The following is a 20490-nucleotide window of genomic DNA, read 5'->3' as shown; positions in this document are numbered from 1 at the left end:
CCGGCGCGCCCTACCCTGAACTCCAGACGCCCCATGACCCCCACCTCCGCCACCCCCACCCCGGAACGCAGCGAACGCCGTCTGCTGGCCGCCAGCGTCGCCCTGATCGTCGCGACCACCCTGACCGACGTCCTGACCCCCGCGTCCCTGGTCATCGGCACCCTGGTCAGCGCGCCCCTGGCCCTGGCCGCGCTGGGCGCCAGCCGCCGCGCCACCGTGAACCTCACCGCGCTCGCCATCGCCGGGAACATCCTCGCGGGTGCCGTCAACGCCGCGCGGGACGGCGCGACCCCCACCGACCTCGGCAACCGCGCCGTCAGCATCCTCGCCGCCATCCTGGTCGGCTTCCTGAGCCTGCGCGCCCGCGAGGCCGCCACCCGCGCCGCCCGCCTGCACGAGGAGGAACGCCGACTCCAGCGCGAACGCGCCCTGCGCACCCTGATCGAGGCCGTCAGCGGACCCCTCACGCAGGCGCAGTTCGTCACGCGCGCCGCGCACGCCCTGCAGGACTTCACCGGCGCGGCCACCGTCGAGATCGGCAGCGTCGACCGCGCCGTGCTGCGCGAACCCCACGCCCACACCGGCCCCGGCGAGGGCCGCCTGGGTCACCGCCTGCCCCTGGACCTCCTGGCCCGCCCCGCCACCCGCGACGCGGCGCAGCCCAGGGACCATCAGGTGTGGGCCGTCGGTGGCGGCGACACCTTTGTGGCCCGCCTCACCCGCCCCAGCGACCCGGAACTCCTGATCCTCCTCACCCGCCCCACCGCCCCCCCCGACCAGCTGTCCGAAGCCGTGCAGACCCTCCAGCCGCTGCTCGACCGCACCGCGCTGCTCGACGACCTGCACGCCCGGCAGGCCCAGCTCCAGGAACGCGGGGAGTTATTGCAGGACCTCATCTACTCGTTCAGCCACGACCTGCGCACCCCGCTCATGGCGAACGCCGTGAACATGCGCTCCGCCCTGAAAGGCGCCTACGGCCCCCTCCCGGACGACTACGCCGCCACGCTCCGCAACGGCCTGGACGCCAACGCCGCCCTCCTGGCCCTCGCCGACCAGCTGCTGCTCGTCGCGAAGTACGAGAGCGGCCAGGAAGACGACGAACTCCAGAGCGTCTCCCTGCGCGACCTCGTCCTGAACGTCGCCGAGCAGCTGCGGCCCGCCGCCGCCACGCGCGGCGTCACCCTGGAAACCACTCTGGACGGCGCCCGCACCCGCGGCCGCAAACACGACCTGCGCCGCGCCATTCAGAACCTCCTCGACAACGCCGTCCGCTACGCCCCACCCGGCAGCGCCGTCCAGATCACCCTCGCCCGCCAGGACGGCGAGGCGATCCTCAGCGTCCTCGACAGCGGCCCCGGCGTCAGCGCCCCGCGAATCCCCACCCTCTTCCAGCGCTTCCGCTCCGGCGGCGCAGGCGGCGGCACCGGCCTCGGCCTGTACCTCACCCGCCGCATCGCCGAACGCCACGGCGGGACCGTCACGTACGCCCGCACCGCCCGCGCCCAGAGCGTCTTCACCCTCACCCTGCCCCTGGAAGACGCATGACCGTGTCACCCCCTCCCAGCCGCTCGCCTGCGAGCTGTTCCAGTCCCCTTCAAGGGGGAGGAGAAACGGCAGACCACGCGCCCGTCACCCCGCAGTTCCATCATCCGCCTGCACGCCCGAGGCCCACATGACCACCCATGTCCTGCTCGTCGAGGATCACGCCTTCACCCGCGACGGCCTGCGCGCCGCCATCAACCTGGAAAGCGACCTGCGCGTCACCGCCGAGGCCCGCAGCGGCGAGGAGGCCCTGGACGTCCTGACCCGCACCCAGACCGGGCCGCAGCCCGTTCACGTCGCCGTGCTCGACATCGGCCTGCCCGGCATGGACGGCATCCAGACCGCCGCCGAGATCGGCCGCCGCTGGCCGCAGGTCCGCATGGTCATGCTCACCGCCCACGACCTGCGCGACGAGGTCCTGGCCGCACTGGCGTCCGGCGCGCACGCCTACTGCCTCAAGAGCGCCGACCCGGACCTCCTGCTGCTCGGTATCCACGCCGCCGCCTCAGGCAGCGCGTACCTCGACCCGCAGATCGCGCATCACGTGCTGGGCAGCATCCGCACGCCCCACGCCACCTCACCCCTCACCCCCCGCGAGACCGACGTGCTGCGCCTCATCGCCGAAGGACAGGGCAACCGCGACATCGCCGCCAGCCTGGGGATCAGCGTCAGCACCGTGAAACTCCACGTGCAGGAAATCCTCGTGAAACTCCACGCCGCCGACCGCACCCAGGCCGCCGTCCAGGCCCTCCGCCAGGGCCTGCTGTAATCCCTCAGCGCCGCGCGATCACCAGCAGACCCGACACGATCAACCCCGCGCCCAGCAGCATCCGGGGCGTCATGTGCTCCCGCAGCAGCCACGCCACCCAGAAGGTTCATTGAGACATGACGGCAGTGTGGGGGGCACGTCGGTTCAGGGCCTTTGAGGCAAACCCGCCGTCGTGATGAGCACCCCATGATGGTTTTCGCAGAGCAGCCAGTTGAAGTGCCTGTGAACGACGTAGTACTCGCAGAATGGCACCTCCGCGACGGCTGCGGCGGCTGCTCTGGCGGTCCCCTCAAACAGCCAGAATGGGTCCTGCCGTTTCGTCCCCGTCCAGTCCTCGAGCACCAGCCACACGGCGGCCTCCGGTTCGACGAGGCTGTGCAGCCAGACGGGTGGATCTGCCGACTGGTCCTCTGCGGTGAGGTGTCGGGAGTGGAGGGGGCCTTTGAGCACCGTCCAGAGCCACCGCTCCGGGGGACAATCGGTGCGCTGGGTCGTGAAGGTCGTCAGAATTCTGGCGAGGATCGCCGCGTACTGCGTGAGGCGCACAGCACGGAAGTGCTCCGGAGGGAAGCCCCGCCGCCTGACGCTGGCTTCCAGTTCGCTTCTCATGGGTGCCAGGGTAAAGCGGAAGTGGCCCCACAGGTCATGCAGGGCCAGTCCTCCGAGATGCCCTCGCCTTACGCCGGGACGGTCTCTCCGGCGAGGTGCAGCCACGTGCCCAGGACACTGTCTGGGTTGAGGCTGACGGAGTCGATGCCCTGTTCCATGAGCCACTGGGCGAGGGCGGGGTGGTCGCTGGGGCCCTGGCCGCAGATGCCGACGTACTTCCCGGCGCGCTTGGCAGCCTGGATGGCCTGACTCATGAGGGCCAGGACGGCTTCGTTCTGCTCGTCGAACAGGTCGGCGACGAGGCCGCTGTCGCGGTCCAGTGCCAGGGTCAGCTGGGTGAGGTCGTTGCTGCCGATGCTGAAGCCGTCGAAGTGTTCGAGGAACTGGTCGGCGAGGATGGCGTTGCTGGGGATCTCGCACATCATGATGATCTTCAGGCCCCCATCTCCATTAACAGCACCGTCGCCGCGCCTGAGGCCGTTCTTGGCGAGGATCTCGATGATCTGCGCGGCCTCGCCGACGGTGCGGACGAAGGGGATCATGACCTGCACGTTCGTGAGGCCCATGTCGTCCCGCACGGACTTGATCGCCTCGCATTCCAGGGCGAACGCGGCGGCGAAGTCGCGGGAGCGGTAGCGGCTCGCGCCCCGGAAGCCGATCATGGGGTTTTCCTCGGTGGGTTCGTAGGCCGGGCCGCCGATGAGGTGGGCGTACTCGTTGCTCTTGAAGTCGCTCAGGCGGACGATGACGGGTTTCGGCGCGAACGCGGCGGCGATGCTGGAGACGCCCTCGGCGAGTTTCTCGCGGAAGAAGTCACGGGGGCTGGCGTACCCGGCCGTTTTCTCGTCGATCTGCGCCCGCACGTCATCGGGGACGTTCGGGTAGTCCAGCAGCGCGCGGGGGTGGATGCCGATCACGTTCGAGCAGATGAACTCCACGCGGGCCAGCCCGACGCCCTCGTTCGGCAGCGCGGCGAAGGAGAACGCGCGGTCGGGCGAGGCGACGTTCATCATGATCTTCATGCCGACCTCGGGCATGTTGCCCAGCTCGACGCGGTTCACGCGGTACGCGAGGCGGCCCTCGTACACGAAGCCGGTGTCGCCCTCGGCGCAGGACACCGTGACCTCCTGCCCGCTCTGCAGTTCCCGGGTGGCGTTCCCGCTGCCGACCACGGCGGGAATGCCGAGTTCGCGGGCGATGATCGCCGCGTGGCAGGTGCGCCCGCCGCGGTTCGTGACGATCGCCGAGGCGCGTTTCATGACGGGTTCCCAGTCCGGGTCGGTCATGTCCGCGACGAGCACGTCGCCGTCCTGCACGCTGTCCATCTGCGAGACGTCCCGCACGACGCGCACGACGCCTGCCCCGATGCGGTTCCCGACCGCGCGGCCCTCGACGAGCACGTTTCCCTTCCCGGTCAGTTCGAAGCGTTCCAGGGTCTTCCCGGTGCGGCTCTGCACGGTTTCCGGGCGCGCCTGCAGGATGTAGATCAGGCCGTCACGGCCGTCCTTGCCCCACTCGATGTCCATGGGGCGGCCGTAGTGGTTCTCGATGGTCACGCACTGCCGCGCCAGTTCGGTCAGGTCCTCGTCGGACAGGCTGAACGCCCGCTGCTGATCCTGCGGGACGTCCACGGTCTGCACGCCGCCCTGCGGGGCGTACTCCATCCGCTTCTGCTTGCTGCCCAGCGTGCGGCGCAGGATCGCCCTGCGCCCGGCGTTCAGGGCGGGTTTGTACACGAAGAACTCGTCGGGGTTCACGGCGCCCTGCACGACCATCTCGCCCAGCCCGTACGAACTGGTCACGAGGACCGCGTCGCGGTAGCCGCTCTCGGTGTCCAGCGTGAACGCCACGCCCGACGCGCCCAGGTCACTGCGGACCATGCGCTGCACACCCGCCGACAGGGCCACGTCGCTGTGCGCGAAGCCGTGATGCACGCGGTAACTGATGGCGCGGTCGTTGTACAGGCTGGCGAACACCAGCCGCACGTGCCGCAGCACGTCGTCGATCCCGCGCACGTTGAGGAACGTCTCCTGCTGCCCGGCGAAACTCGCCTCCGGCAGATCCTCGGCCGTGGCGCTGGACCGCACCGCGACGTCCGGTTCGGTGCCACCGGACTCGGCGGTCATCGCGGCGTACGCGTCGCGGATCGCCCCTTCCAGCGCGGCGGGGAGGGTGGCGGCCTCGACCTGCGCGCGAATCTCCCGGCCCGCCTGCGCCAGCGCCACCACGTCGTTCACGTCCAGCGCCCGCAGGCGGGCATTGATGCTCTCCTCGATGCCGTTCTCCTGCAGGAACAGCCGGAACGCGTCGGCGGTCGTGGCAAACCCCCCGGGGACCCGCACACCGGCCCCAGCCAGTCCCTGGATGAGTTCACCCAGCGACGCGTTCTTCCCGCCGACGAGCTCCACGTCGGTCATCCTTAGTGTACCCAGCACGCGAATCATATCCATTGGTTTTCACCGTTCCTGCGAGGTTCCAGCAAGCTGAAAATGGGCGAATTAGTGTTGCCTTACGCCCACACCTTACCCGAAGCCACCCCCCACGCCCGTCACCCGCCCGGTCACACCACCCCACCCGTCCAGACAGCCCGAACCCCCACCGGCCACCCCGCCCGCGCATGTCACCCTGACCCCATGCCCCAACCCCGCACCGTCCTGATCGTCAGCGACCACACCGGCCTCACCGCCGAGAACATGGCCCGCGCCCTTCTCGCCCACTTCCCCGATCAACCCCTGCGCTACCTGCGCCGCCCCTTCACCGCCGACACCCACGCCGCGCAGGCCGTCTGCCGCGAAGTCACCGCCCTCCACGACCGCGGCGAGGCGCCCATCATCTTCACCACCGTCACCCACCCCGACGTCCTGCGCGAACTCCAGACCGCCCCCGCCGAAGTCTTCGACCTCCTCGGCCCCGGCCTGAGCACCTTAGAGACCCAGTTCGGCATGCCCGCCGTCCGCCAGATCGGCCGCCACCACGACATGCACGACAGCGAAGCGTACCTGTCCCGCATGGACGCCCTCGACTTCGCCCTCGCCACCGACGACGGCATCGGCGACAAGCAGTACGGCCTCAGCGACGTCATCCTCGTCGGCGTCTCCCGCGCCGGCAAGACCCCCACCAGCCTCTTCCTCGCCCTCCAGCACGGCATCCGCGCCAGCAACTACCCCCTCGCCGAAGACGACTTCGACCGCACCGGCCTCCCCATCCCCCTCGAACCCCACCGACACAAACTCCACGCCCTCACCATCGACCCCCGCCGACTGCACGCCATCCGCACCCAGCGCAAACCCGGCAGCCGCTACGCCAGCCTCGAACAGTGCGAACACGAAGTCCGCCGCGCCGAACGCCTCTTCCATCGCGCCGCCATCCCCGTCCGCGACACCACCAGCGCCAGCGTCGAGGAGATCGCCGCCGCCATCCTCAACACCCTCCGCGCCACCCAGTAAACAACTGGCCGCACCCGAGCAGGCGCGGCCAGCCCCAACAAGCGGCCGGGGGTTCCGGCTGCGCGCACGGAACCCCCAGAGTCACAACACAACGCAGGAAGACGCAAAAGAAGACGAAGACAACGAAGAAGAAGACGAAACGAAATCAGGAAGACGCTGGAGAAGACGCTCGACTCAAAGCCGCAGACGAAGAAGGTAAGGGGTGGGGTTAACCGTTGACCGGCGACTGGCCGGTCGGGCAGCAGTCAGGCGCGGTGTGAACGTCGGGGGATGCGCTGACCGGGGACAGCATGAGGGACAGCAAAATCAGGCAACGACCAAGAACATTCTTCATATTCAGCAACCTCCACAGCGGCTTGACTGAATGAAGTGTGCCTGAAGGCCGGTTAACCGCTGGTCAACGCCCTGTGAGAACCGGGTGCGACGGTAGCAGCCACCATCGGACGTCGATTTTTTAGCTGTACAGATAGCGTTTGGCCGACTCTCTGGTCTGCTGGGCCAGGTGGGTGAGACCGGCCTGATCGTACGCTGCCGCTGTCGCGAGCCACGCAGATTCAAACAGGGGGTTCATGCGCGTGGCCTGAAGGTAGACCTGTGCGGCAGCGGCAGGTTCGGCGGCCTGAAGCGCCTGCCCGACCGACATCACGAGTGCCAGCCACTGCGCCTCCGAGAGGTCTCGTTCCTCGCTGACCCACTCCGTGGTGCCCTCGGGAAGGAATACCCCGGCGGCGACCTCGACCAGCTGCCGCTGCTGCGCGCTGTTGAGCTGCCCCCAGCGTTTCAGTTGGAGCACGTCACTGTGGATGTCGAATCGATCGGACAGCCGGTACTGCACGCCATTCCATGGGACCGGGTCGTGTCCCTGCGGCAGCAGGGGACGCAGGCTTTCCCGCAAACCATGCAGGGCCTGCTTGAAGTACGAACCGAGTTCCGCCCGCGCTTCTCCGTCCCACAGGGCTGTCATGAGTTGATCGCGCGTCGCCGGACCACGAACGACCAGCAGGGCCAGCAACTCCCGCGCCTTGCGGAGGCGGACATGCACCTCGGTCGTATTGACGCGCACGGCGAAGTCCCCCAGCAGTTGAATCCCCAGCACGGGCCGGGCCCGCAGGGCGAGTCGGCGGGCGGCGCCGCCACCGAGATCCTGCGCGGCGAAGGCAGCGTACAGGGACGCCAGTCGGTCGGCATCGATCGCCAGCGCGAGTTCACCGCCGATGTGGGCCAGCACGTCCAGTAGGTCAGAACTCGCCTCCAGGAGGGGCTGCCCCTTGCTCCAGCGGCAGTACGTCAGGAATGCGTTTGAGCGCAGGCGGAAGCCGTCGAACAGGGCGACACCTCGGGCGACCCGCTCGAACGCCGCCTCGGCCTCCGCGAAACGGTGCCGTTCAAAGGCCAGCAGTCCCAGGTAGAACGTCTGGGTCACCGTGTCGAATTCCTGTGCGGGGCGCAGGGCTTCCATTTCACGCTCGAAATCTGCCGTGTCGATCTGTTCGAGTCGCCACATGCCCTCGGCCCGCAGGGCCCGTGCCAGCAGGTTGAACCGGTCGCTGCCCTGGAGCTTCTGGATATCCAGGCAGGCGGTGAGATGTCGGCAGGCGGCGTCGAAATGTTCGTTCAGCAGGTACAGTTCACCCAGGATCAGGTGGGCGGTGTCGCGGCGGTGGTCGTTGAGTTCCTCCGCGCGGCGCAGCACCTCGTGGACCATGGCGAACGCCTCGTCGGGACGCCCCTCGAAGAACAGGCGGTACCCGAGATCGAGCCGCAGAGACAGGCTCTCGCTGTGGCCGCCCAGCAGGTCGAACAGGCGCAGGGCCTCGCGGGCGTAGCGGTCCTGCGATTCGAAGTCGTCCATGGAGGCGCTGACGTTCTGAGCGAAGTAGAGGGCGCGAGCCCTGGACCGCAGTTCTGAGACGGGAATCTCGTCCAGCACGTCGGCCATCAGGCGCTGCGCGTCCGGTGCGCTGCCCAGTTCGACGAGTGCGCGGGAATAGGAGCAGACCAGCCACCAGCGGGTCACCTCGTCCGGCAGGGCGTCCAGTCCGCGGCGGGCGTGGGCAAGTCGGGCTTCCGGGCTGCTGCGCATGGCGGCCAGGAGACTCAGGCCCAGGTGAATCCGGGCGTCGGCGTTCGTGTCGCTCGCGGCGCGCAGCAGGCGGATCTCGGCCGCGTCCGTCTCGCCTGTTTCGAGCAGGGACAGTGCGTACTGCCCCGTCTGTTTCGAATCGAGGGTTCGGCGGCGCAGGAGGCGCACGATGTCGTCGTATTTCCCTTCGCGTTCCAGTTGGTCGATCCGCTCAGTGAGCGGGTCGCGTTTGGGCTTGGTGGGGCTGGTGTGGGTTGGGGTGTCGAGTTGGATGTTGACGTACCAGTCGCCGTTGCGGGCCTGGGTGACGCGGCCGCCCTGGACGCGGCCGGTGTTGAGGAGGTGGCGTTGGTAGTTGCCGAGTCGGGTGGGGATGGTCTGGCGGCCCTGGAGGGTCCAGAGGGTGACGTGGCCGGTGGTTGGGTTGATGCGGAGGCTGCGGGCGTCGAGCCAGTAGCTTTCGCCTTTCAGGCCGCCTCTGGTGTTGTGGCGGGCGTCGTGGGCGGCCTGGGCGGCGGCGCGGCGGGTGGCTTGCGGCAGGGCGGGGGCGTCGGGGTGGGCGCTGAGGAGGTCGTCGGTGGGAGTGTCGGGGTTGCGGCGGGCCTGCACGAGGAGGCTGTTCATGAGGCGGCTGGCGTGGGTGCGCGTGTCGCTCAGGGCGCTGGCCTGCTGGGGGGTGGGTTGCAGCGTGAGTCGCACGGGCACCTCCTGGGTGGTTTCGAAGTGGGGGTTGAGGGGGGTTCTGCGTGCAGGTATAGCAGGTCTGAGCGTGTGGGAACTGTGGTTTTTTCGGGAATGGAAGGCCGGAGGCTCTGGTGGGAGCCTCCGGCGGGTGGGTGCGGGTCAGCGGTGGGTGCGGTAGCGGCGGATCAGGGCGTTGGTGCTGCTGTCGTGGTGCAGTTCCGGCTCGGTCTGGGCGTGCAGTTCGGGCACGATCTTCCCGGCGAGGACCTTGCCGAGTTCCACGCCCCACTGGTCGAAGGAGTTGATGTTCCACACGGCGCCCTGCACGAAGACCTTGTGTTCGTACAGCGCGATCAGCGCGCCGAGGGTGTGGGGGGTGAGGCGGTCGGCGAGGATGGTGTTGGTGGGGCGGTTCCCGTCGAACACGCGGTGCGGGGCGAGGTCCGCGGGGACGCCCTCCTGGAGGACCTGGTCCAGGGTCTTGCCGAAGGCGAGGGCTTCGGTCTGCGCGAATACGTTCGCCATGAGGAGGTCGTGGTGGGGCGCGCCGCCTTTCAGGGGGAGGGGGTTGAGGGTCTGGCAGAAGCCGATGAAGTCGCAGGGGATCAGTTTGGTGCCCTGGTGGATCAGCTGGTAGAAGGCGTGCTGGCCGTTCGTGCCGGGCTGACCCCAGATGACCGGTCCGGTCTGGTAGTCGGTGGTCTGGCCGTCCAGGGTGATGTGCTTCCCGTTGCTCTCCATGTCGAGCTGCTGCAGGTACGCGGGGAAGTACGCGAGGTACTGGTCGTACGGCAGCACGGCGTGACTCTGCGCGTCGAAGAAGTTGTTGTACCAGATGCCCAGCATTCCCAGCAGGACGGGCAGGTTCTGCTCGAGCGGGGCGGTGCGGAAGTGTTCGTCCATGGCGTGGAACCCGGCGAGCAGTTCGTGGAACCCGTCCGGGCTGATGGCGAGCATCAGGCTCAGGCCGATGGCGCTGTCCATGGAGTAGCGGCCGCCCACCCAGTCCCAGAAGCCGAACATGTTCGCGGTGTCGATCCCGAAGTTCTGGACGGCGTCGGCGTTGGTTGAGACGGCCACGAAGTGCCGCGCGACGGCCGACTCGTCGCCCAGCGCCGCGAGGAGCCACGCGCGGGCGCTGTGGGCGTTCGCCATGGTCTCCTGCGTGGTGAAGGTCTTGGAACTCACGATCACGAGCGTTTCGGCCGGGTCGAGGTCGCGGGTCTTCTCGGTCAGGTCGGTGCCGTCCACGTTGGACACGAAGCGCAGTGTCAGATCCCGCTGCGCGTAGTGTTTCAGCGCCTCGTAGGCCATGACGGGGCCCAGGTCGCTGCCGCCGATGCCGATGTTCACGATGTTCTTCAGCGGCTTGCCGGTGTAGCCCAGCCACGTTCCGGCGCGCACCTGATCCGCGAAGGCGGCCATGCGGCCCAGCACCTCGTGCACGTCGGGGACGACGTTGTGGCCGTCCACCATGACGGTCGCGCCTGCCGGGGCGCGCAGCGCGGTGTGCAGCACGGCGCGACCCTCGGTGACGTTGATCTTCTCGCCCGCGAACATCGCGTCGCGCTTGGCGGTCACGCCGGTCTCCCGTGCGAGGTTCAGCAGCAGGGTCAGGGTCTCGTCGGTCACGCGGTTCTTGCTGTAGTCGAGGTACAGGCCCGCGCCCTCGGCGGTCAGGCGTTCGCCGCGCGCGGGGTCCTGCGCGAACAGGTCCCGCAGGTGGGTGCCCTGCAGGGCGCGGTGGTGGTCGAGCAGGGCGCTCCAGGCGGCCGTTTGCGTGATGGTCATGCGCGTCTCCCTTCGGCCGGCGCTCGTGCGTGGGGCGCCAGCCTGTCCGCCCGCGAGGATACTCCGCACCCGGCCTGTGGGGCGGCGGGGTGTGTAGGGAGGGAGCCTTCAGGCGGCACTCATGTGCGTGGGGGCGTGCGGACCGGCCATTCCGGTTCGTTCCGGACGCAATGGACCGGGTGGCTGCCGGGGCGGGTCGTCAGGTTCCGTCAGAGAATTGTGTGAGTTGCATGACTACCCTGAACGCATGACCAGGAAGGTGAGGGACATGGACGCGACATGGGGCCGCTGGGGCACCCCCTACCTGGACGAGCCGAACGCGTCGGAAGCGCCGGCGGTGGTGAGCAGCCCCACCGACCTGAAACCCCTGTCGCCCGAGGCGATCCGCCGCGCTATTCACGCTGAGGAGCAGCGGCAGGTGTTCGCCCTGCTGGGCCGCCTGCGCCGCAGCCGCCTGGGCTGACGCGCCCGACAGGCCCCCTCTTTACAATCGCGTTCCGCACGCCGCCCCGCGCACCTCTGGTGTCAGGGGCGGCGTTCCGTTTGACAGGCCGGCGGCCCTTCCCAACTGGGGGCGCGGCGCGCTTGAATGCAGGCGTCAACTGCGTTCATTCCGGGCCTCCCTCTGAACCACGGAGGCCCTCCCGCCTGCTTTCCCGGAGGTTTCCCACCGTGTCCCAGCTTCCTACTGTCAGTTCTCTGCAAGACCGTGACGTGGTGATCGTCGCGGCCGTCCGCACGCCCATCGGCGCGATCCGTGGCGCGCTATCCACCGTCCGCCCGGATGATCTGGCCGCGCACGCCATCCGCGAGGCGGTCGCCCGCAGTGGTGTCCCCGCCGATCAGATCGAGGAGGTGATCCTCGGCTGCGCGAACCAGGCGGGCGAGGACAACCGCAACGTGGCCCGCATGGCCGCCCTGCTCGCGGGCCTGCCGGACAGTGTGGCGGGCCTGACCGTGAACCGCCTGTGCGCCAGTGGCCTGTCGGCCATCAACACGGCGGCCCGCGCGATCCGCAACGGCGATGGGGACGTGTACGTGGCGGGTGGCGTGGAGAGCATGACCCGCGCGCCCCTCGTGATGCCCAAGGGCGCGCAGGCCTTCGCGAACGGCAACGTCACCGCGTATGACACGACGCTCGGCTGGCGCTTCCCGAACCCCGCCATGGAGGCCCTGTTCCCGCTGGAGGCGATGGGGGAGACCGCCGAGAACATCGCGCAGCGCAGCCGCGAGGGCACGTATGCCGGTGGTGAGATCACCCGCGAGGACCAGGACGCCTTCGCACTGAACAGTCAGCGCAAGACGATGGACGCCCTGAACGCCGGACGCTTCAAAGACGAGATCGTGCCGGTGCAGGTCAAGGGCCGCAAGGGCGTCACCGTGTTCGACACCGACGAGCACCCCCGCGTGACCCGCACCGAGGGGGGCTTCACCCTCGCCACCGACGAGGCGACCCTGGCGGGCCTGAAACCCGCCTTCCGCAAGGGCGGCAGCGTGACCGCCGGGAACGCCAGTGGCCTGAACGACGGCGCCGCCGCGCTGGTCCTGATGAGCGCCGCGAAGGCCCGCGAACTGGGCGTCACGCCACTGGCCCGCTGGGTGGGCGCGGCAGCGGCCGGCGTGGAGGCCCGCGTGATGGGCCTCGGTCCCATTCCCGCCACCCGAAAGCTGCTCTCCCGCACCGGCCTGAGCGTGCAGGACCTCGACCTGATCGAACTGAACGAGGCCTTCGCCGCGCAGGCCCTGGCCTGCATCCGCGAACTGGAGCTGCCCCAGGAGCGCGTGAACGTGAACGGCGGCGCCATCGCCCTGGGCCACCCGCTGGGCATGAGCGGCGCGCGCCTGATCGTGGCGCTGACGCACGAACTGGCCCGCCGCGAGGGCCGCTACGGGCTGGCGACGCTGTGCGTGGGTGTCGGGCAGGGCGAGGCCGCGATCATCGAGCGGGTGGAGGCATGACGGCCACCGCAGCCCCTGGCGGCCTGAAACACGTCCCGGTCATCACCGCCGCCGAGGCCGCCGCGCTCGTGAAATCCGGGCAGACGATGCTAGTGGGTGGCTTCGGCATGACCGGCAACCCGGTGCACCTCGTGCACGCGCTGGCCGAGACGGACGTGCGCGACCTGACGTACGTGGCGAACAACGTCGGCGAGGCGGGCCTGAGTGGCGGGCGCCTGCTGCGGGGCGGGCAGCTGCGGAAGGCCATCGGGTCGTTCTTCACCAGCAACCGCGAGGCGGTGGCCGCCGCGCAGGAGGGTCGCCTGGAGGTGCAGCTCATCCCGCAGGGCAGTCTGGCCGAGGCCCTGCGGGCGGGCGGGGCAGGCATCGGCGGCTTCTACACGCCCACGGCTGCCGGGACCGTCATCGCCGGGGACGCGGACGTACGTGTCCTGAACGGCCGGGAGATGGTCTTCGTGCCCGCCCTGCGCGGCGACGTGGCCTTCGTGCGCGCGTGGCGGGCGGACGAGGCCGGGAACCTCCAGTACCGCCTGACCGAGCAGAATTTCAACCGCGCCATGGCGACCGCCGCCGACCTCGTCGTGGCGGAGGTCGAGGAGATCGTCCCCGTGGGCACTATCCCCCCGGAGCAGGTGCACACGCCGGGCCTGTACGTGGATTACCTCGTGCAGGCCACCCTGACGGCCGATGCGCTGGGCAGCAGCGCCGACGTGAAGGGCAGCAGCAAGAAGGTGGACGAGGCGCGGCTGCACATGGCCCGCCGCGCGCTGGCGGAATTGCGGCGCGGGGACGTGGTGAACCTCGGTATCGGGATTCCCACGCTGGTCGCGGACCTGATCACGCCCGAGCACGGCGTGAACCTGCACACCGAGAACGGCATGCTGGGCGTCGGCCCCGCCCCCGAGCAGGGCGGCGCGCTGGACTACCCCGTGAACGCCGGAAAGATCCCGGTCACGGCGCTGCCCGGCGCGAGCTACTTCGACTCCGCCGACAGTTTCGGCATGATCCGCGGCGGGCACGTGGACGTGGCCGTCATGGGTGGGTTGCAGGTGGACGCGCACGCGAACCTCGCGAACTGGGCGGTGCCCGGCAAGCCGCTGCTGGGCGTGGGCGGCGCGATGGACCTCGCCAGCGGCGCCCGGCGCCTGATCATCCTGATGACCCACACCGACCCGGACGGCACGCCGAAAGTGGTCCCCGAGTGCACGCTGCCGCTCACGTCGCGCGGCGCGGTGAGCATGATCATCACCGACAAGGCCGTGTTCGAGTTCCGGGACGGGACCTTGACCCTGACCGAACTGATGCCCGGCGCCACCCTGGACGAGGTGCGCGCGGGCACCGGCGCTCCCTTCGTCGAGGCGCTGTAACCTCAGCGGGCCGCCCTGATCATCGGGGCGGCCCGCTGGCTGTTCGGGTCAGTCTTTCAGTTCGCCCCGGGCGGTGCTCTCGGGGGCCAGTGCGCCGTACATCAGCAGGCTGAAGCGGTCCTGCCAGTCGCGCAGCACGTCGCGCTGGTCGCGGTGCCCGCCGTGTAGCAGCGCCAGGATGAACGCGTCCACGAGCAGCACGCTGAGCATCTGCACGTTCGCCTCGGGGCGCAGGCGGCCCTGGGCCTGCATGGCCAGCAGCACCGGCTGCACCAGCGCCGCCAGCGTCAGCGCGGTCCGCAGCCCGTCGCCCGGGGCGCGCTCGGGAGCGCCGGGCCGCCCGGCCTCGGGCGGGGCGCCCAGCACCGCCTGCCCCACCGCGCCCACCAGATGCCGGTAGCGGACGCCCAGGTCGGCCATGCGGCCCGTGACGTTGTCCCACACCTGCTGCGGGTTCGCGCCGGCCCGCAGGCGTTCCAGGGCGTCGTCGCGGCTGGCCTGCACGGCCTTCTCGAAGTGCGCCAGGAGCATGTGGACCTTGCTGGGGAAGTAACGGTACAGGTTCGTGCGGCTGACGAACGCGGCCTGCGCGATGTCCTGCGCGCTGATGGCGTCCAGTCCGCTGCGGGCGAACAGCTCGAAGGCCGCGCGGGCGATCCTCTCGCGCCGCGCGTCGTCCTGTTCCTGCCGGTCTACCTTCACGCCCCCATGCTAGCGCGCGTGGCTCACGCCGGGCAGCCCCCGCCATCTTCATGCAGTTGGGGGGAGCGCTCTACCCCGGAGCATACCGCGAAACAAGGGGGTGACGCTGTGAACTGCTCGCATGACAGTCTCATGACCTTGCGACTAGAGTGAATCACCGGAGCCCGACCCACTCCTCCGGGAAAAGGAAGAGGTGAAAGCCGTGCACATCTACAAGCTGTCTGGCCGTAACGTTGAAGTCACCGATGCCATGCGCGACTACGTCGAGGAGAAACTCACGCGCCTGGATCGTTTCAATGACCAGATCACCGATGCACGCGTGACCCTGACCGTCCGCGACGTCCGCGACGCCGGGCGGCGCAACCGCGTCGAGGTGCAGCTCAATGTCCCCAGCGGCATCATCCGCGCCGAGGAGCACCACTCGGACATGTACGCCGCGATCGACAAGGCCAGCGACGTCCTGGAACGCCAGCTGCGTAAGTTCAAGACCCGCTACCTCAAGCACCGCCACGACGCCGCGCCCCAGCCCGAACCCGGCCCGGCCGAGGCGGACGTGAACGCCGGACTGGACGACGTGACCGAGTTTGCGCCCGAGATCGTGCGGCAGAAACGCTTTGAGATGCGCCCCATGAGTCCCGAGGACGCCGTCGCGCAGATGGAGGCGCTGGGACACGACTTCTACGTGTTCATGAACATGCGCAACACCTGCGGGGTCGTGTACCGCCGCAAGGACGGCCACTACGGCCTGATCGAACCCAGCTGATACGGACTCCGGTTGAATGGTTTGCAAAAACCGTTCAACCCGAGCGGATGCGAGTAGCAGAGAAACGGGTTCCGGGCGTGGAGTTGGCAGATCGGTGGTGTTCCGATCTGTCAACGAAACAGACGGAATCCGTATGAGCGCAGGACTGACGGGCGGGCGCCTCCGGGAACGGGGGGCGCCCGCCCCTCCCGTGCCGTCCGGTGGGGTGTTCCGCTGCGGTCACCCTCCGATCTGGTACGCTGCGGCGTTGTGATCGCCCACGTGATCAATCCCGGAACCAGCGGCGTGAAACTCGCCTGCGCCCAGATCGAGCCCAGCGCGAACCCCGCCCTGCCGGGACAGCTGCGCCTGAGCCTGACGCGCGCCGAACTGTCGCTGGACGCCCCCCCACCCCCGAGGACCTGCCCGAGCTGGCCCGGCAGGTGCTGGCCCTGACCGCCGACTGGCCCGCGCCGGACGCCGTGGTGGGGCGCGGCGGGTTCATCGGGCGGGTCACGACCGGCACGTACCGCGTCACCCCGGAACTCGCGGCGTTCGCGCTGGCCTGCGACGCCGGGCAGGACCCCCCGAACCTGGGCGGCCCGCTGGCCCTGGCCGTCGCGGACGCGCGCGGCGTGCCCGCGTTTATCGTGGACCCGCAGAGCGCGGACGAACTGCTGCCCGAGGCGCGTCCCACCGGCGTGCAGGGCGTCAGTCGCCGCGCGGAATTCCACGCGCTGAACGCCCGCGCCGTTGCCCGGCGCGCCGCGTACGAGGTCGGCAAGCGCTTCCAGGACGCCCGTCTGGTCGTCGCGCACCTGGGGGCGACCACCAGCGTCACCGCCTTCGAGGTCGGGCGCGCCATCGACACCACGGGCAGTGGCGCGGACGGCGGCCCCATGGGTGCCCGTCAGAGCGGCCCGGTGCCCGCGCGGGACCTGCTGCGCCTGCACGGGCAGCTGGGAGATCAGACGCTGCATCACCTCGCCGCCGGGAGTGGCTTCCTGGCGCTGACCGGCAGCGCGAACCTGCGTGAACTGGAAGCCCGCAGCCTGAGCGACCCGGATGTCAGTCGCGTCGCCGCCGCGTTCGTGCATCAGGCCGCCAAGGCGATCGGCGCGATGACCGGCGCGCTCAGCGCCCGCCCGGACGCGATCGTCCTGACCGGTGGGATCGCCCGCTGGGACGAACTGATCGACCGGATCGAGCGGCGCGTCGCGTGGATCGCCCCGGTGTTCGTGATTCCCGGCGAACTGGAACTCGAAGCGCTCGCCGAGGGCGCCGGGCGCGTCCTGCTGGGTCAGGAGGCGCTGCGCGAGTGGACGCCGCCCGCCGCGCCGGGGTCCTGACGTGGCCCGCCGCCGCGCCCCCCAGCGCGCCCCGGACCCCATCCGCGCGACCAGCATGTGGCGCGTGGATCAGGTGTTCCTGGCCCGGCGCGGCCCGCGCATCGAGGTGACCTGTTCGCTGGTGAACGACCAGGGTGGTCTGCGTAACCTGTCCGTCACGGCGCCCACCGAGGACCCGGTGCAGGCCGTGCGGCACGCGGCGCGTTTCATTGCCGGGAAGGGCAACGTGAGCGGCGCGCGTCAGGCGCGGCTGCGCTGGACCCGCGAGCAGGCCACCACCGAGCAGGACGCCCTGATCCGCGACCGCCTGCTGGAAGACGAGTTCCTCGACGAGTTCGAGGAGACCCTGGCCGCCGTGCGCGACCAGCAGCGCTGACCGGCCCCACCCGTTCTGCCATTGGCGTCCATTTGCCCCGCCTGCCCCCTGCTACACTCCCCGGCGATGACTGACCGCCCCCGACCGCTGCGCATCCTGGGAATCGACACGTCCTGCGACGACACGGGCGTCGGGATCGTGGAACTCGTGGAGGGCCGCGTGACGGTCCTGGCGAACCGCGTGTGGTCACAGGCGGTCCACGCGCAGTACGGGGGCGTCATGCCGGAACTCGCCAGCCGCGAGCACGTCGAACGCATCGACCAGATCATGGGCGACGCCCTGCACGAGGCGGGCCTGAGCGTGGGGGACATCGGCGCGGTCGCCGCGACCTCTGGGCCCGGACTGGTGGGCGCGCTGCTGGTGGGCCTGATGTACGGCAAGGGCCTCGCGCAGGCGCTGAACGTGCCCTTCCACGCCGCGCACCACCTGGAGGGCCACATCTTCGCGGCGGCCAGCGAGGCCGACCTGCGCGCCCCGTTCTTGGCGCTCGTCGTCAGCGGCGGGCACACCCACCTGTTCGACGTGCCCCGCGACGGCGAGTACGTGCTCGTCGGCGCGACCCGTGACGACGCGGCGGGCGAGGCCTTCGACAAGGTCGCCCGCCTCGCCGGACTGGGCTACCCCGGCGGCCCGGCCATCAGCGAGGCCGCTACGCGCGGCGACCCGAAGGCCGTGCCGTTCAAGGAACCCCTGAAGGGCCAGAGCGGCTTCGACTTCAGCTTCAGCGGCCTGAAGACGGCGGCGCTGCTCGCGCACCGGGCGGGGGCCACCCCGGAGAACCTCGCGGCGAGCTTCCAGCGGGCCGCCGTGCAGACCCTCGTGAACACCACCGTCCGCGCGGCAGAGGCTACCGGGCGCGGCACGGTCGTCGTGTCCGGCGGCGTGGCCGCCAACCGCGCCCTGCGCGACGCGTTCGCCGCCACCGGCCTGCACGTCGTGTTCCCCGGCAAGGGCCTGAACACCGACAACGGCGCCATGATCGCCCTGGCCGGAGCCGCCGCCATCCAGGCCGGACGCCCCGCCAGTGCCCTGGACGGCGGCGCGACCGCCTACGCGCCCCTGGCGAATGCCTGAAGAGGGGAGTGGGCAGTGGGTTGTGGGAAGTGGGAACAGCACAGGAGAACACAGGAGCAGAGGCGGCCCGCTGAGGCCGCCCCTTTCTTTCCCACTCCCACTCCCTACTTCCCACTGCCCCCTTCAGGCGCTCTTGGCTTTCTGCGCGTCGCGGGCTTCCTGGGCGAGCTGGCGGCGCAGGATCTTCATGGCGGCCGTCTTGGGGAGTTCGGCGCGGAATTCGACGCTGCGGGGGACCTTGTAGGGGCTGAGGATCTCGCGGCAGTGGGCGATGATGTCGCCCTCGGTGGCGGTCGCGCCGGGTTTCAGGGCGACGACGGCGTGGACGCTCTCGCCGCGGTACGCGTCGGGCAGGCCGACGGCGGCGGCTTCCAGCACGGCGGGGTGGCTGATCAGGGCTTCCTCGACCTCGCGGGGGTAGATGTTGAAGCCCCCGGCGATGATCAGGTCCTTCTTGCGGTCCACGATCCGGAAGTACCCGTCGGCGTCCATGGTGGCCATGTCGCCCGTCATGAGCCAGGTCTGACCGTGGGCGTCCACGAGGGTCTTGGCGGTCTCGTCGGGTTTCTGCCAGTAGCCTTTCATGATCATGGGGCCCGCGATCCACAGTTCGCCGACCTCGCCGGGCGCGACGATCTGCCCGTCGTCCCCGACGACGATGGCGTGCACGCCGGGGAAGGGAATGCCGATGCTGCCCTCGCGCTGCTCGCCGTAGATGGGATTGGTGTGCGTGCAGGGGCTGGCCTCGGTCAGGCCGTAGCCCTCGACGAGGTTCGCGCCGTTCGTGATCTCACGGAACTTGCGGGACGTTTCGATCAGCAGGGGCGCGCTGCCGCTGATGCACGCGCGGATACTGGTCAGGTCGTACTTGGGCGTGTCCGGGTGGTTGTTGATGGCGTTGTACAGCGTGGGCACCGCCGGGAAGAGGGTCGCGCGGGTCTGCTGCACGGCCTTGAGGGTCATGGGCAGGTCGCGGGGGTTGGGGATCAGGACGATGGTCGCGCCGATCAGGACGCTGAGGTTCATGGCGACCGTCATGCCGTACACGTGGAAGAACGGGATGGACGCCAGGGTCGTTTCCTGCCCCTCGCGCAGGTCGGTCATCCAGCAGCGGGCCTGTTCGCAGTTGGACACGAGGTTCCCGTGCGTGAGCATGGCGCCCTTGGGCACGCCGGTCGTGCCGCCGGTGTACTGCAGCAGCGCGATGTCGTCGGGGCGCAGGGTCACGGGCTGCGGGGCGGGGGTCTGCGACGCGATGACCTTGCGCATGGACAGCACCCGCTCGCCGAAGGGCACGTTCACCCAGGTGCCCTCGCGCCTGGCTTTCACGGGGTACAGGAGGTTCTTGGGGAAGCTCAGGGCGTCCTGCACGCCGGTGACCAGCACGCGCTTGACGTTCACGCGGCCCTGGATCTCGGCGTAGCGGGGGTAGAAGCTGTCGAAGATCACCAGCGTCTCACTGCCGCTGTCCTGCAGCTGGTGCTCCAGTTCGCTGGGGGTGTACATGGGGCTGGTGTTCACGGCGACCGCACCCGCGAGCAGCGTGCCGTAGAACGCCACGACGAACTGCGGGGTGTTGGGCAGCATGATGGACACGCGGTCGCCGGGCTGCACGCCCATCTTCTGCAGGCTGGACGCGAAGCGCTGCACCTGCTGCCACAGGTCGCGGTAGCTGGTGGTGGCGCCCACGAAGCTCAGGGCCACGCGGTCCGGGTACTTCTGCGCGGTGCGTTCGAGCAGCTGCGGGAGGGTCAGGCCGCTGGGGCGGAAGGTGCGGGGCACGCCAGCTTCGTAGTGGGCGAGCCAGGGCTGTGGGAGGGAAGGTTGTGTCATGTCACTCCTCGGGGGTGGGGGTGCCCTGGGGGCGGCTCCCGGCTCCGCGCCGCGTGTGGGCGGGAGGGGCGGGTGATCTCGGCCGATCGGGTGGCCTGTTGGGCCGGGTCTGAAATTAAACCAAGTATAAACATTGACGCGGCGGCATCAAGGGGCGCCCCCCG

General features: G+C 69.8%; 17 protein-coding genes. 11 read left to right on the top strand and 6 right to left on the bottom strand.

Translation table 11 applies throughout. From position 1 onward, the window contains the following. Positions 1 to 33 precede the first annotated feature (33 nt). Both EXW95_RS06350 and EXW95_RS06345 read left to right on the top strand, forming a co-directional pair. Positions 34 to 1545 (top strand): HAMP domain-containing sensor histidine kinase, encoded by a 1512-nt coding sequence (locus tag EXW95_RS06350; RefSeq protein WP_174366751.1) that lies wholly within the window; start codon positions 34 to 36, stop codon positions 1543 to 1545. A gap of 127 nt (positions 1546 to 1672) precedes the next feature. Continuing rightward, positions 1673 to 2311, top strand: coding sequence for a response regulator transcription factor (locus EXW95_RS06345; RefSeq protein WP_174366750.1), 639 nt, complete (start codon positions 1673 to 1675; stop codon positions 2309 to 2311). Positions 2312 to 2455: 144 nt separating this feature from the next. On the opposite strand, the gene EXW95_RS06340 is transcribed toward EXW95_RS06345, so the two are convergent. Both EXW95_RS06340 and ppsA read right to left on the bottom strand, forming a co-directional pair. Beyond that, on the bottom strand, positions 2456 to 2920 hold the full coding sequence (locus EXW95_RS06340) for a DUF6756 family protein (protein WP_174366749.1): 465 nt from the start codon (positions 2918 to 2920) through the stop codon (positions 2456 to 2458). Between the two features lie 68 nt (positions 2921 to 2988). Continuing rightward, on the bottom strand, positions 2989 to 5370 hold the full coding sequence (gene ppsA, locus EXW95_RS06335; RefSeq protein WP_174366748.1) for a phosphoenolpyruvate synthase: 2382 nt from the start codon (positions 5368 to 5370) through the stop codon (positions 2989 to 2991). Between the two features lie 183 nt (positions 5371 to 5553). On the opposite strand from ppsA, the gene EXW95_RS06330 reads away from it, so the two are divergent. Further along, a complete protein-coding gene (locus EXW95_RS06330; RefSeq protein ID WP_174366747.1) occupies positions 5554 to 6366 on the top strand; it encodes a pyruvate, water dikinase regulatory protein in 813 nt (270 codons plus the stop codon). A 454-nt stretch (positions 6367 to 6820) separates the two neighbouring features. Here the strand turns inward: EXW95_RS06330 and EXW95_RS06325 are convergent, their stop codons facing one another. Then, complete coding sequence (locus EXW95_RS06325; protein WP_174366746.1) at positions 6821 to 9148, bottom strand: hypothetical protein; 2328 nt, start codon at positions 9146 to 9148, stop codon at positions 6821 to 6823. A 144-nt stretch (positions 9149 to 9292) separates the two neighbouring features. Then, a complete protein-coding gene (pgi, locus tag EXW95_RS06320) occupies positions 9293 to 10924 on the bottom strand; it encodes a glucose-6-phosphate isomerase (protein WP_174366745.1) in 1632 nt (543 codons plus the stop codon). Between the two features lie 247 nt (positions 10925 to 11171). Here pgi and EXW95_RS06315 point away from each other — a divergent pair, with 247 nt between their 5' ends. The 3 genes from EXW95_RS06315 (at position 11172) to EXW95_RS06305 (ending at position 14250) form a co-directional block, all read left to right on the top strand. After that, entirely contained in the window at positions 11172 to 11387 is a 216-nt protein-coding gene (locus EXW95_RS06315; RefSeq protein ID WP_174366744.1) for a hypothetical protein, read from the top strand. Between the two features lie 209 nt (positions 11388 to 11596). Beyond that, positions 11597 to 12883: an acetyl-CoA C-acyltransferase gene (locus EXW95_RS06310; protein ID WP_371809947.1), complete on the top strand. Its 1287-nt coding sequence runs from the start codon at positions 11597 to 11599 to the stop codon at positions 12881 to 12883. Continuing rightward, positions 12880 to 14250 (top strand): 3-oxoacid CoA-transferase, encoded by a 1371-nt coding sequence (locus EXW95_RS06305; RefSeq protein WP_371809946.1) that lies wholly within the window; start codon positions 12880 to 12882, stop codon positions 14248 to 14250. Before EXW95_RS06310 ends, EXW95_RS06305 begins: the two co-directional genes overlap by 4 nt. 48 nt (positions 14251 to 14298) lie before the next feature. On the opposite strand, the gene EXW95_RS06300 is transcribed toward EXW95_RS06305, so the two are convergent. Next, positions 14299 to 14952 (bottom strand): TetR/AcrR family transcriptional regulator, encoded by a 654-nt coding sequence (locus EXW95_RS06300; protein ID WP_174366743.1) that lies wholly within the window; start codon positions 14950 to 14952, stop codon positions 14299 to 14301. 202 nt (positions 14953 to 15154) lie between these two features. On the opposite strand from EXW95_RS06300, the gene hpf reads away from it, so the two are divergent. From hpf to tsaD, 5 genes are all read left to right on the top strand, one after another. Then, positions 15155 to 15715 carry a ribosome hibernation-promoting factor, HPF/YfiA family gene (gene hpf / locus EXW95_RS06295; RefSeq protein ID WP_174368855.1) on the top strand — a complete coding sequence of 187 codons (561 nt, stop codon included), beginning with the start codon at positions 15155 to 15157 and terminating at the stop codon, positions 15713 to 15715. Between the two features lie 249 nt (positions 15716 to 15964). After that, complete coding sequence (locus tag EXW95_RS21285; RefSeq protein ID WP_371809945.1) at positions 15965 to 16150, top strand: hypothetical protein; 186 nt, start codon at positions 15965 to 15967, stop codon at positions 16148 to 16150. After that, positions 16138 to 17043: a butyrate kinase gene (locus EXW95_RS06290; RefSeq protein WP_371809944.1), complete on the top strand. Its 906-nt coding sequence runs from the start codon at positions 16138 to 16140 to the stop codon at positions 17041 to 17043. Before EXW95_RS21285 ends, EXW95_RS06290 begins: the two co-directional genes overlap by 13 nt. A 55-nt stretch (positions 17044 to 17098) precedes the next feature. Further along, positions 17099 to 17419: a hypothetical protein gene (locus EXW95_RS06285; RefSeq protein WP_110832430.1), complete on the top strand. Its 321-nt coding sequence runs from the start codon at positions 17099 to 17101 to the stop codon at positions 17417 to 17419. Positions 17420 to 17485: 66 nt separating this feature from the next. Beyond that, positions 17486 to 18493: a tRNA (adenosine(37)-N6)-threonylcarbamoyltransferase complex transferase subunit TsaD gene (tsaD, locus tag EXW95_RS06280; RefSeq protein ID WP_174366742.1), complete on the top strand. Its 1008-nt coding sequence runs from the start codon at positions 17486 to 17488 to the stop codon at positions 18491 to 18493. 123 nt (positions 18494 to 18616) lie between these two features. Here the strand turns inward: tsaD and EXW95_RS06275 are convergent, their stop codons facing one another. Further along, positions 18617 to 20326: a long-chain fatty acid--CoA ligase gene (locus EXW95_RS06275; RefSeq protein ID WP_174366741.1), complete on the bottom strand. Its 1710-nt coding sequence runs from the start codon at positions 20324 to 20326 to the stop codon at positions 18617 to 18619. Positions 20327 to 20490 lie beyond the last annotated feature (164 nt).

The sequence above is a fragment of the Deinococcus sp. JMULE3 genome, from assembly GCF_013337115.1.
Lineage (GTDB): Bacteria > Deinococcota > Deinococci > Deinococcales > Deinococcaceae > Deinococcus.
This window is presented reverse-complemented; position numbering and strand designations above follow the sequence as displayed.

Excerpts from the sequence above, each read along its gene's own strand:
- EXW95_RS06350 (WP_174366751.1), top strand. The coding sequence starts at position 34 with ATGACCCCCACCTCCGCCACCCCCACCCCGGAACGCAGCGAACGCCGT.
- EXW95_RS06345 (WP_174366750.1), top strand. The coding sequence starts at position 1,673 with ATGACCACCCATGTCCTGCTCGTCGAGGATCACGCCTTCACCCGCGAC.
- EXW95_RS06340 (WP_174366749.1), bottom strand. The coding sequence starts at position 2,920 with ATGAGAAGCGAACTGGAAGCCAGCGTCAGGCGGCGGGGCTTCCCTCCG.
- ppsA (WP_174366748.1), bottom strand. The coding sequence starts at position 5,370 with ATGGATATGATTCGCGTGCTGGGTACACTAAGGATGACCGACGTGGAG.
- EXW95_RS06330 (WP_174366747.1), top strand. The coding sequence starts at position 5,554 with ATGCCCCAACCCCGCACCGTCCTGATCGTCAGCGACCACACCGGCCTC.
- pgi (WP_174366745.1), bottom strand. The coding sequence starts at position 10,924 with ATGACCATCACGCAAACGGCCGCCTGGAGCGCCCTGCTCGACCACCAC.
- EXW95_RS06315 (WP_174366744.1), top strand. The coding sequence starts at position 11,172 with ATGACCAGGAAGGTGAGGGACATGGACGCGACATGGGGCCGCTGGGGC.
- EXW95_RS06305 (WP_371809946.1), top strand. The coding sequence starts at position 12,880 with ATGACGGCCACCGCAGCCCCTGGCGGCCTGAAACACGTCCCGGTCATC.
- EXW95_RS06285 (WP_110832430.1), top strand. The coding sequence starts at position 17,099 with ATGTGGCGCGTGGATCAGGTGTTCCTGGCCCGGCGCGGCCCGCGCATC.
- tsaD (WP_174366742.1), top strand. The coding sequence starts at position 17,486 with ATGACTGACCGCCCCCGACCGCTGCGCATCCTGGGAATCGACACGTCC.
- EXW95_RS06275 (WP_174366741.1), bottom strand. The coding sequence starts at position 20,326 with ATGACACAACCTTCCCTCCCACAGCCCTGGCTCGCCCACTACGAAGCT.